This window comes from Streptomyces sp. NPDC037271 (assembly GCF_055603605.1).
The window spans coordinates 98,326-108,593 of sequence record NZ_JBVJVN010000006.1; the positions used below are offsets into that span (position 1 = coordinate 98,326).

Sequence of the window (10,268 nt, forward strand, 5' to 3'; positions counted from 1 at the left end):
AGAACTGAGCCCCGGCCACAGCAAGGGCGCGACCCCGGCCACAGCAAGGGCGCGACCCCGGGCAGGAAAGGCCTGAGCCCCGACCACAACAAGGGCGGGGACCCCGGCCAGGGCGAGGACTGCGACCCCGACCACGGCTGGCGCGGCGACCCCGGCCAGAGCGAGGGCCGCCACCCCGGCCACGGCTGGCGCGGCGACCCCGGCCAGAGCGAGGGCCGCCACCCCGGCCACGGCTGGCGCGGCGACCCCGGCCAGAGCGAGGGCCACCACCCCGGCCACGGCTAGCGCGGCGACCCCGGCCAGAGCGAGGGCCACCACCCCGGCCAGGGCGAGGGCCATTGTCAGACCCCCCTGCGACACTCGCACTCATGGCCGACCGGTGGGCACTCGCCGTGGCCGAGGACGGTGGCGTGGAGGTCGCCCCCCTCGGCCCCGACGGGCTGCCCGCCGGCCCGGTGCGGCGGGAGGCCGATCCCGCCGAGGCCGTGCGGAGCAGGCCGGACGTCGCACGCTGGGTGTGGCGGTCCACCGCCGAGGTGGCTCCGCGTCTGCTCGCCGCGGGGGTGCGAGCAGAGCGGTGCTACGACGTGGAGGCCGCCGAGACCCTCCTGCTCGGCCACGAGGGGCGGTACGGGGAGCCGCGCTCGGCCGCCGCCGCCCTGGCCCGGCTGCGCGGCGGCCCCGTGCCGCCCGACCCCCCGCAGCGCTCCGCCGAGCCGGGCGCCCAGTCCCCTTTGTTCGAGCCCCAGGGCGTCCACCTGCCCCTGGACGACCTGCTCGCCGTCTACGCCGAGCAGCAGCGCCGCCACGACAGAGCCGCCCACCCCGACAGGATGCGGCTGCTCACGGCGGCCGAGTCGGCGGGGATGCTGGTGGCCGCCGAGATGAACCGCGCCGGACTGCCCTGGCGCGCCGACGTCCACCGCGAGGTACTGCACGACCTGCTCGGCGAACGGTACGCGGGCGGTGGCGAGCCGCGCCGCCTGGCCGAGCTGGCGGAGGAGGTGTCCGCGGCGTTCGGACGCCGGGTGCGGCCCGACCTGCCCACGGACGTGGTCAAGGCGTTCGCGCAGGCCGGCATCAGGGTCGGCTCCACCCGCCGGTGGGAGATCGAGTCGGTCGACCATCCGGCCGTGAAGCCGCTGATCGAGTACAAGAAGCTGTACCGCATCTGGGTCGCCCACGGCTGGTCCTGGCTGCAGGACTGGGTGCGCGACGGACGGTTCCGCCCCGAGTTCCTGGCCGGCGGCACCGTCACCGGACGCTGGGTGACCAACGGCGGGGGCGGCCTGCAGATCCCCAAGGTGATCCGGCGGGCCGTCGTCGCCGACCCGGGCTGGCGACTGGTCGTCGCCGACGCCGACCAGATGGAACCGCGCGTGCTGGCGGCGATCTCCCGCGACCCCGGGCTGATGCAGGTGGCCGGCCGGGAGACCGACCTCTACCAGTCGGTGTCCGACCGCGCCTTCTCCGGCGACCGCGCCCAGGCCAAACTCGCCGTGCTCGGCGCGGTCTACGGCCAGACCTCCGGCGACGGCCTGAAGAACCTCGCCACGCTCAGACGCCGCTTCCCCAGGGCGGTGGCGTACGTCGACGACGCGGCACGCGCGGGCGAGGAGGGACGGCTCGTGCGCACCTGGCTGGGGCGCACCTGCCCACCGGCGGCCGGCGCGGCCGACGGTGCCGAGGAGGCGGGCATGCCGCAGGACGATCCCTCCGCCACCCAGGGCCGGACGCAGGAGTGGGTGCCCGGCTACGCCTCCACCGACGCCCGCGCCCGAGGCCGCTTCGCCCGTAACTTCGTCGTCCAGGGCAGCGCCGCCGACTGGGCCCTGCTGCTGCTCGCCGCGCTACGGCAGGCCCTCGCGGGCAAGGCGGCGGAGCTGGTCTTCTTCCAGCACGACGAGGTGATCGTGCACTGTCCGCAGGAGGAGGCCGCCGCCGTCGTCGCGGCGATCCGGGAGGCGGCGGAGCTGGCGGGCCGGCTGACGTTCGGGCGGACGCCGGTGCGGTTTCCGTTCACGACGGCGGTGGTCGAGTGCTACGCGGACGCCAAATGACCGGCGGGCCCGGCTGTCACCGCCGCAGACCTCGGCGGCGGGGCTGCGGAAGCTCAGGCATCCGGAGCACGACAGCGACCGACTCGTACGGCAGGACCACCAAGGAGACCGCGATCACGGCGGTCCCCACGCCGGCCCTCGATCAGGCGGAATCCACGGGGCGGAGATCACGGACCGGCGATCATGTCCGGACCACGCTCACAAGCCGACCCAACACGGCAACACGAACGCCGAAACCCCAAGCCGCAGAAAGCGGGCCTGGGGTTCCAATGGAGCCGCCTTCGGGATTCGAACCCGAGACCTACGCATTACGAGTCAGCGTTCGAATGTGACGAGGGCTGACAGCCAATGCCAGCCGCTCGCGTTCCCGCAGGCCAGCAGGCCAGAGCACCACCACCACGTACCGGCCCGTGTCGGCCAGATTCAGCGCGTCCGTGACCACGCCCGTGACCACGTGACCACCGCGCCCCGACACGACGACGGCGCCGCCCAGTGCTCGCAACACCCGGCGGCGCCTTGACCCGAACCCCTTCCGGTACAAGGAGCCCAGACCCATGCAGGACCGTACCCCGGACGTCGTCCGCGACTTGCTCGCGGCCGTTTTCGACGCCCTCGACATTCCCGCGCCCGCCACGGTCGGCGGCAGTGAGGCGCACGACCGCGTCCTGAACGACCGCGCCATGCACGCGAAGATCGCGCTCCGCGACGTCCTCGACGGCGCCCCGCTCGGCGTCGAGTGGACCACGCGGTACCTCCGCGAGCGGCTCGCCGAGTCCCCGCCCACCGGCTACGTCACCAGTGCCCAGGCGCACACCGCGCTCGCCGCGGGTAAAACGTGGTCCGAGGCCGTCGCCCTGCCCGGCGGTGAGTCCCGGTGAAGCGCGACCCTCTCGCATGGGCGGCGCTCGCCGCCGCCCTGGCCGTGACCGCGTCGGCCGAGTACGCCCTCGCCCGCGCCGCGGGGTTCGGCGAGTGGACAGCCGCGGCCCTACCCGCCGCCCTCGACATCTACGCCGTGCGTGCCCTACGGGCACGCCGGGACGTCGCCGCAGCCGTCGCCGCGATGATCGCCACGAACGCCGCCGCGCACCTCGTCGCCGCCGGCCTGCTGCCTGTCGACTGGCCCCTCGTCGTCGCCGTGTCCGCGATCGCTCCCCTCGTTCTGTGGCGGGTGCACCGGCTCGCCGGCCACGCCGAGGCCACCCCCGAGCAGTCGCTCGTGCCCCTGGTGAACACCGCGCCACCTGCCGCCGTCCCCCTCATCGACGAGGGCACCGACACCCCCGGCAAGGAGACCGGAGCACCGCACGTCCCGGTGACCGTCGAACAGCGGGTCGCCGGACACCGCGCCGTGACCGCGCCGCACGTATCACCGCTGGTGATCTGCGGTGATGGGCAGGTGTACACGCTCGCCGTACCCACAGCCGACACCGACGACGAGGTGAACACCGGCGCCTCCGACGAGGTGACCGTCGAGCCGGTCGCCCGGCTCGGCACCGCGCAGGCACGCGAGGTCATCGAGGCGTGTTGGGTGAACGGGGTGAGCATCCGCGAGACCGCCCGCCGCGCGACGCGTTCACCCGCCTACGTCACCAAGGTGTTCGCCAAGCTCGGCGAGGGCGGCCCGACTGCACCTGTCCCGGGACAGCTCGCCCTCGTCGCGCAGGCAGCGACCGCGTAGGCGTCAGCCCGGACGCAGGACAGCCCAAGGGGCGTCGGCGGGATCACTCCCGTACGGCGCTCCTTCTTTCAGTCCGCCCCGCATTCAAGGATTGGTTTGCCTGTGCCGAGAGGTCTGTGCAAGCCTCTTACGTCATCTCTCCGAAAGGGCTGATCGTGACGCTCGGCATGGTTCTCGGCGACTTCTCCTCTCGCGCTTCGACGCGGGAGCGGTAGCCCTACCTGCCCTGACATGGGTGCCCGTGCGGCAGCACGGGCCGTTTCCCCTGCTCCTCGTCGAAGTGCTCTTCGTGCCCCCGCACGTTCGATCACGAGGAGTACACGGTGTCCACCATCCGTTGGACCGAGACAAGCACCACCCGTTCCGCCCACTGGCATTCCGAAAACGCGACACCACCTCCCAGCCGGGTCATCTGCGCGGACGATCGTACGAAAGCCGACTCGGCTTACCGTCTGGCCTGCGAAGGCAGCGCCTTGCTGTGGCAAGGCGACTTCCACAACGCACGTCAACTGCTGCAAGCCATGCGTCGCCGCATCGACCGGAAGCCTCCGCGGCAAGGTGACAGCCCAGCAGAGTCCTTCCACCTGCATCGCCGCGCCCGCAGCCATCGCGCCCGTGTGCTGGGCAGGCTTCTCGTTCTGCTGGAAGACGACTATCGCCTGAACCTGCGCAGAGCCCCCGATGTGCGCCAGGCATGCACGGAGGCGTACGGTCCGTCGTCCGAGCCAATGGCGGTCTCGCTCACAGAACTTCTGGGCGTGGTCGGCGCGCATCAGTGGCGTACGAACGGCGTGCAGGTACCTGCCCTCGGCGCTCGCATTCATCCGCACTACGGCGTGTTCGCCCCGGTCAGGGGTGAATACGTCGACCTCGTCGCGCATGCACCGCTTCCCACGCCGACGGGCCGTCGCGCGGATCGCCGCACCGCGTTCGACCTCGGGACGGGGACCGGAGTGCTCGCGGCCGTCCTGGCCCGCCGGGGGATCGACCACGTCGTGGCGACCGACATCAGTCCGCGTGCCCTGGCCTGCGCACGTGACAACGTCCGCCGACTGCACTACACCGGGCGCGTCGACATCATGGGCCCCGACCTCTTTCCCGACGGGCGGGCGGACCTCGTTGTCTGCAACCCGCCTTGGATTCCCGCCCGGCCCACCTCCGCAGTGGAGCAAGGCGTCTATGACTCGGGCAGTGGCATGCTCCGGAGTTTCCTCGACGGACTCACTGCCCATCTCGAACCGGAGGGTGAGGGGTGGCTCATCCTCTCGGACTTGGCCGAGCGTCTCGGGCTCAGAACGCGCAGCGAGCTGCTGGCCGCGATTGAAGCAGGGGGCCTGTACGTGGTCGACAAGATCGACACTCGGCCGCAGCATCCACGAGCGAGAGACACCTCCGACCCCCTCTACCTCGCTCGTACAACGGAGGTCACGTCGTTGTGGCGCCTGAGACGGAGCGCCTCATTTCCTCCGGGCCTCGGCAAGCAGCGGTCAACGTCTCGCCGGGCTCTGCTGCGGACGCCCGTCCCACCGCCGGCGCGGGTGGAGCTACCGGCGGCGGGGACTCGGCGGCTGCCGAGTGTCGTCGAGGGCGACGAACGTGCAGCCGTGCAGTGATCGGATGAGCTGTCCGGCCGTTACCCACCGGGCCGCGGGATTGCCGTAAGGGATCACGCGCTTGTCGAGCCGTTGTGGCGCCCCCAGTGCGGTCGGGGCCCATCGGCGGCCGAGTACGGCGCATGCGTCGCTTTCGCGGACGCGTACGGCGACGTACCGGCCGCGGAGGTGCGGGCAGAGGTCGGCGGCCTGTCGGGCGCACGGCAGGCAGACCGGAGGGTGCGCGGTCATCAGTCCATCGGGCCACCCGGTCCAGTCGGCCCGGTTGTCCTCCAGGAGCCACAGGGTCCCGCGTCCGTCGCGGTCGGCCGGCGCCCCGCACACCTGGCACAGCAGGTGTGCCATGGCCTCGCGCTGCCTGACCGGGTGGACCTCCCCGAAGCGTGGGCGGCCGACTCCGCGGGCGCGGGCGCGGCCGTTCCACAGGACGCCGTATTGGTCGCGGTCGTCGGGCTGCTCGTCGGCGTAGGCGATGCCGTCGGTACGGCACACGAGGCGTCGCTCGGCGGTCTGTTCGCCGGACCATGCGGCGATGTACGGCACTGGCAGTGCGGGCGCGGTCATGTCGCGCGCCTCGCGGTGGTGGCATCCCGGAGCGCGCGGCGCAGACGGGTGCCGGTCTCGCAGTCGCGTTCGGGGCTGTTGCAGTCGGGGCACGGGGGCGCGGCCTCGGTGCCGCCCGTGTGGTCGACGAGGGCGCGGTACGCGGTCTCTTCAGCCGGTGACCAGGGGATGTGCTGAATGCTCAGGGCGGGGGTCCGTGTGGTCATGCCGGGACGGTAGGGACTGCGATTGCGCGCCCGTGCGCGGATTGCGCGTGATTGCGCATGTGAGGGCCCCGGCTGCCTCGGATTGCCTACAGAGGGTCGAGGGAGGCGCGAGCGCGGCCGATCAGGCGGCGTGCCGGTGGTCCGTACTCGGCGGCCTCGGCGAGCCACTCCCACGCCCGCTCGTACAGGGCCAGGTCGTCATCACCGGTCAGCCACAGTTCCTCGCTGATCGTCTCGACGATGACCAACCGGCGGTCATAGATCCAGAAGCCGTGCGGCGCGGTGCGTCGTAGTTGAGTGCCGAACGGAAGGATGCCGATCTCTACGCGGCGTTGCCCGACGAGGTTGTACAGGCGGTCGAGCTGCTCGGCCATGACGTCGGCCGGGCATGAGCGGTGGTACAGGGCTGCTTCGCACAGCAGGAAGCGGAAACTCTTCTCCGGGTCGTACAGGGCCTCTTGGCGACGCATGCGGGCGGCGACGGCGGCCTCGGTCGTCGGCGCGATACCGCGGAACTCCGCGTTGGCGTCGAAGATGACGCGGGCGTACTCCGGGGTCTGGAACAGGCCGGGTACGCGGGAGACTTCCAGGCCCCGGATCATCGCGGTGTGTTCGGTCTGGCGTACCGCGATCTCCTGTCGGCCGCGGTGGCCTCCGGCCAGTTGGCGGCGCCATGACCGGTGGCGCTGCTTCATCTCCAGGCCGGCGCGCAGCCCCTGCAACTCGCCTTCCGCGTCGGCCTGCTCGCACGCCTGCGCCCACGCCGTGAGATCGGCGCGGGTGGGTGTCTGTTTGCCGTTCTGCAACCGGGAGACCTTCGACGTCTGCCAGCCGAGTTTGGCGGCGAGGTCTTTGCCGTCGAGGCCGGCCTCGGTGCGCAGCTCGCGCAGCCGCGCGCCGAGGGCTTCCCGGGCCGTCTGAAAGTCGCTGGTCACGCGCTGGAACGTACCTGCTCGGCGTAGTCGCTGGTAGGCGTGGCGTGGTGCCATGCGGCGTCGCGGGCCTGGCAGGCGGCGAGCACTTCGGCGGGGTCCTCGGTGATGTGGACGCCGAGGGTGGTGTCGTCCTCGCCGAACGCGAACCGGGCGAGGATCTTGGAGTCGAACAGCCAGAAGTCGTATTCGGGCAGGCGCAGCCGTTCGGCTTCGGCGCGGGGCAGGTTGCGGATGTCCTCGCCTGCGGCGAGGTTGCCGGGTGCGCTGGCGAGCAGGAAGCGTTGCCCCTCCGTGGGCGGGGTGTCGACGAGGCGGACGCGTTCGTACCTCTTGCCCTGGGCGGTCTGGGCGGCGACGTTCTCGCGCCACGGGTTGGGCGGCTCGGTGGCGATGTCCTCGCCGTTGAGCCAGCGTTGCCATTTGGGGCTGTTGCGGTCGGAGGCGTAGCCGCGGCGGGTCTCCAGTCGGAACGCTGTGTGCCGGAAGTCGCGGAACAGGTGGGAGATCGCGGAGAACGGCTGTAGCGGGGGCGTGTCGGTTCTGGGGGCGTAGCGGGTGAGGAGTGCTCGGGGGACGCGTACGAACGTCTCGGACGGCTTGACGTCGCGGAGCTGGGCGAGGTGCTCGGGGTCGGTCTCGCGGTCGCCCTGGACGAGGATTTCCTCGGTCCCCGGGATCTCGTACAGGGTGGGGCAGTCTCCATCGTCGCTGGTGGTGCCGATGAACCGTAGCGTCATGTCGCCCTCCGGTCGCCTGTGGTCGGATGACCAGGATGCGCCGAATGGCTGCCGACTGCCCGGTGATTGCTGGAAATTGCGGACAGGTGGGCGGGCTGCTGGGTTGCGCGCAATCGGAGACGCGACGAGGCCCCGGCGGTGAGGGCGCCGGGGCCTGTCATGCTCGGGTGCGGGGGCGGCCGACGAGGCGTTCGTGGTCGTCGGGCCATTCGGTGGCGAGTCGGTACCACGGCCAGGTGGTGAGGTGGCGAGCGTCGGTGAGGGTGGCCGGCGGGCGGAACACCCGCAACCCTGCGGGCTGCTCGTCGGCCTGGTCCTCGTGCTGCTCGCTGCTCACGGTGCGGTGAACTGGGCGCCGATGGCGGGTACCCGTTCGCACGCCTTCTTCGCTCGCGCGGGCGCGTGGGTGCACGCCTCGCTCACGGGTCCGGCCGCGTAAGGGTCGTCGGCCGGGAGGGCGAGGGCGACCGCGGTCGCGACGGCGTCGGCCGGGCTGATGGCTCGCACCTGGGTCGGGGTGGCCTTGCCGACGGCGAGGGCGAGTTCACCGGCGTACCCGCCGCGGCCGATGCCGTAGCGGGCGCGGATGTCGGGGATGCCGGCCTGTTCGGCCTCGCGGCGGATCACGTCGACGCGTTCGGTCATCTCCTTGATACGGCCGTGGCGGTCGGCGGCCGTGGCGTACAGGGCAGCGAGGGCGTCGACGGCGGTGCGCATCTTCACGGCCAGGCCCTCGGCGTCGTCCTGCTCGGCCAGGGCGGCGGCCTCGGCGGCGACGGCCTCGGCGCGCTTGTGCCGGTCGGCTTCGGCCTGGGCCGCGGCCTTCTTCTCGGCAGCCTTGATGCGGAGGCGGGCGAACACGCCGGCCTGCTCGGCTTCCGCCAGGGCGGCCGGGGTGACGGTGGTGTCGCCGTTCTCGACGGCGACGCGCAGTTCGGCGGCGCGCTGCTCGGCGGCCTCGGCTTCGGCCTCGGCGGCGGCGGTGATCTCGGCGGGGGTGAGGGTCTTAGCCACGGTGGGTCTCCTTCGGGGGCTGGGTGGTGGGGCGTGTCGGGTTCGGTCCGGCGAGGTTGCGGGCGATCGCTGACGCGAGGGGGTTCGGTGGCTTGGTCTTGGCCTCGGCGGCCTGGCGCTGGATGCGCCGGCGGATCGCGTCGGCAAGCGCGGTCATGCGGCGGCTCCCTTGGTGGCGTCGGTGAGGAAACCGCGCACGCGGTCGCCGTGCTGGTGTGCCTGCTCTGTGATCGGGCGGCGCATGAACTCGGTCTCGCCCATCGGGGTCCGCAGCTGGGAGGCGGCGGTGACGTCGGCGAGCAGGGTCCCCAGCACACTGCCGCTGTGCAGCGGGGAGCGGGACTTGCCGGTGTCCACCGACAGGGCGAGCGGGTGGCCGTGCGCGTCGTAGCTCACGGTCGGCGCGGTCCGGGACGCGGTCGCCGGGCGCGGCTCCTGCGTGGCGTACCCGCCGCCGTGCTCGACCCGCTCGTACCTGATGGACGGCGGGGCGTCGGCCTGGGCAAGCAGGCGCGCGGCCTCGGTCACCGTGTCGTCGTGCCGGTCGACGGCAGCGACGAGGGCGGCGAGGGCCTGGCGGGCGGTCTCGTACGCGTCGGCGACGGTGGCCGGGTCGGCCTGCTTGTCGAGCAGGGTCACGGCCTGCTCGGTGAGGGCCTGGCGGCGGGCCTGCTCGGCACGCTCGGCGGCCTTGCGGGCCTTACGCTGGGCGGCTTTGGCGCGGAGGCGCGCGAACTTACCGGCCTTCTGTGCGGTGTCGAGCTGCTCGGGCGTCACGCTGTCGTCGCCCTCGCGGACGCGTTCGGCCAGGTGCTCGGCGGCCTCGTCGGCGGCGACGGCCTCGGCCTCGGCGGCGAGGTAGTCGGCCTCGGCCTCGTCGGCCGGCGTGGTGATGGCGGCAGCAGTCATGCTGCGGCGCTCCTTCCGTTGGTGCGGCCGTGCCGGTAGTCGTCGAGTGCGGCGCGGTCGATGAGCCATTGCGGGCCGACGCGACGGGCGGGGAGGGTGCCGCGGCGGGCGAGGCGCCGTATCCACTCGGCGGATGAACCGAGCAGGTCGGCGGCCTCGCCTGCCGTGACCAACCCAAGACGCCCATGCGCGTCGAGGTCCACGGTGCCCGCTTCGAGCGGTGCTGTTGCGTCGGCGGAACTACCGGCCAGGGGCGGGGTGTTCCGGGCCTGTACGGCTGCACGCAAGGCGTACAGGAACGCGTGAGCCTCGGCAGTGAGCGCGCCTCCGTCGGCCCGCTGGCGTGCGGCCAGGTCGGCGACGACGGCGCGGCGGACGGCGGGAACCAGGGCAGGCGGCACGATCACGGACCCGTCGGTGCGGACCAATGGCGCGGGACCGTCGGCGGGACGCTGTGACGCGGGGAACCTACGGATTTCATATCCGACGGCGGGGGCGTCGGCGCTGGTCACAGTGGGGGTGCTCACGGCAGTGTCACGGGGGCGGCTC

General features: G+C 72.5%; 14 protein-coding genes. 4 read left to right on the forward strand and 10 right to left on the reverse strand.

What is annotated here, in order from left to right; translation table 11 throughout:
* Positions 1-368 precede the first annotated feature (368 nt).
* Positions 369-2,060, forward strand: a complete 1,692-nt coding sequence (locus ACZ7G3_RS13895; protein ID WP_470925555.1) for a bifunctional 3'-5' exonuclease/DNA polymerase — start codon at positions 369-371, stop codon at positions 2,058-2,060.
* Positions 2,061-2,361: 301 nt separating this feature from the next.
* Here the strand turns inward: ACZ7G3_RS13895 and ACZ7G3_RS13900 are convergent, their stop codons facing one another.
* Positions 2,362-2,565: a hypothetical protein gene (locus ACZ7G3_RS13900; RefSeq protein WP_470925557.1), complete on the reverse strand. Its 204-nt coding sequence runs from the start codon at positions 2,563-2,565 to the stop codon at positions 2,362-2,364.
* A 49-nt stretch (positions 2,566-2,614) separates the two neighbouring features.
* Here ACZ7G3_RS13900 and ACZ7G3_RS13905 point away from each other — a divergent pair, with 49 nt between their 5' ends.
* The 3 genes from ACZ7G3_RS13905 (at position 2,615) to ACZ7G3_RS13915 (ending at position 5,354) form a co-directional block, all read left to right on the forward strand.
* Positions 2,615-2,938, forward strand: a complete 324-nt coding sequence (locus ACZ7G3_RS13905; RefSeq protein ID WP_470925559.1) for a hypothetical protein — start codon at positions 2,615-2,617, stop codon at positions 2,936-2,938.
* A complete protein-coding gene (locus ACZ7G3_RS13910; RefSeq protein WP_470925560.1) occupies positions 2,935-3,741 on the forward strand; it encodes a hypothetical protein in 807 nt (268 codons plus the stop codon). The genes ACZ7G3_RS13905 and ACZ7G3_RS13910 overlap by 4 nt, the downstream gene beginning before the upstream one ends.
* A 323-nt stretch (positions 3,742-4,064) precedes the next feature.
* Positions 4,065-5,354, forward strand: coding sequence for a methyltransferase (locus tag ACZ7G3_RS13915; RefSeq protein WP_470925562.1), 1,290 nt, complete (start codon positions 4,065-4,067; stop codon positions 5,352-5,354).
* On the opposite strand, the gene ACZ7G3_RS13920 is transcribed toward ACZ7G3_RS13915, so the two are convergent.
* From ACZ7G3_RS13920 to ACZ7G3_RS13960, 9 genes are all read right to left on the reverse strand, one after another.
* Positions 5,286-5,918 (reverse strand): hypothetical protein, encoded by a 633-nt coding sequence (locus tag ACZ7G3_RS13920; protein WP_470925563.1) that lies wholly within the window; start codon positions 5,916-5,918, stop codon positions 5,286-5,288. The two genes, ACZ7G3_RS13915 and ACZ7G3_RS13920, sit on opposite strands and share 69 nt — an antisense overlap.
* Positions 5,915-6,124, reverse strand: coding sequence for a hypothetical protein (locus ACZ7G3_RS13925; RefSeq protein WP_470925564.1), 210 nt, complete (start codon positions 6,122-6,124; stop codon positions 5,915-5,917). Before ACZ7G3_RS13925 ends, ACZ7G3_RS13920 begins: the two co-directional genes overlap by 4 nt.
* Positions 6,125-6,210: 86 nt before the next feature.
* Positions 6,211-7,059: a helix-turn-helix domain-containing protein gene (locus ACZ7G3_RS13930; protein WP_470925565.1), complete on the reverse strand. Its 849-nt coding sequence runs from the start codon at positions 7,057-7,059 to the stop codon at positions 6,211-6,213.
* A complete protein-coding gene (locus tag ACZ7G3_RS13935) occupies positions 7,056-7,796 on the reverse strand; it encodes a DUF6879 family protein (RefSeq protein ID WP_470925567.1) in 741 nt (246 codons plus the stop codon). The genes ACZ7G3_RS13930 and ACZ7G3_RS13935 overlap by 4 nt, the downstream gene beginning before the upstream one ends.
* A 157-nt stretch (positions 7,797-7,953) precedes the next feature.
* On the reverse strand, positions 7,954-8,133 hold the full coding sequence (locus tag ACZ7G3_RS13940; RefSeq protein WP_470925569.1) for a hypothetical protein: 180 nt from the start codon (positions 8,131-8,133) through the stop codon (positions 7,954-7,956).
* Positions 8,130-8,810 carry a hypothetical protein gene (locus tag ACZ7G3_RS13945; RefSeq protein WP_470925570.1) on the reverse strand — a complete coding sequence of 227 codons (681 nt, stop codon included), beginning with the start codon at positions 8,808-8,810 and terminating at the stop codon, positions 8,130-8,132. The genes ACZ7G3_RS13940 and ACZ7G3_RS13945 overlap by 4 nt, the downstream gene beginning before the upstream one ends.
* Positions 8,803-8,967 carry a hypothetical protein gene (locus ACZ7G3_RS13950; protein ID WP_154693818.1) on the reverse strand — a complete coding sequence of 55 codons (165 nt, stop codon included), beginning with the start codon at positions 8,965-8,967 and terminating at the stop codon, positions 8,803-8,805. The genes ACZ7G3_RS13945 and ACZ7G3_RS13950 overlap by 8 nt, the downstream gene beginning before the upstream one ends.
* On the reverse strand, positions 8,964-9,719 hold the full coding sequence (locus ACZ7G3_RS13955; RefSeq protein ID WP_470925572.1) for a hypothetical protein: 756 nt from the start codon (positions 9,717-9,719) through the stop codon (positions 8,964-8,966). Before ACZ7G3_RS13955 ends, ACZ7G3_RS13950 begins: the two co-directional genes overlap by 4 nt.
* Complete coding sequence (locus ACZ7G3_RS13960) at positions 9,716-10,126, reverse strand: helix-turn-helix domain-containing protein (RefSeq protein WP_470925574.1); 411 nt, start codon at positions 10,124-10,126, stop codon at positions 9,716-9,718. The genes ACZ7G3_RS13955 and ACZ7G3_RS13960 overlap by 4 nt, the downstream gene beginning before the upstream one ends.
* Between the last annotated feature and the right edge of the window lie 142 nt (positions 10,127-10,268).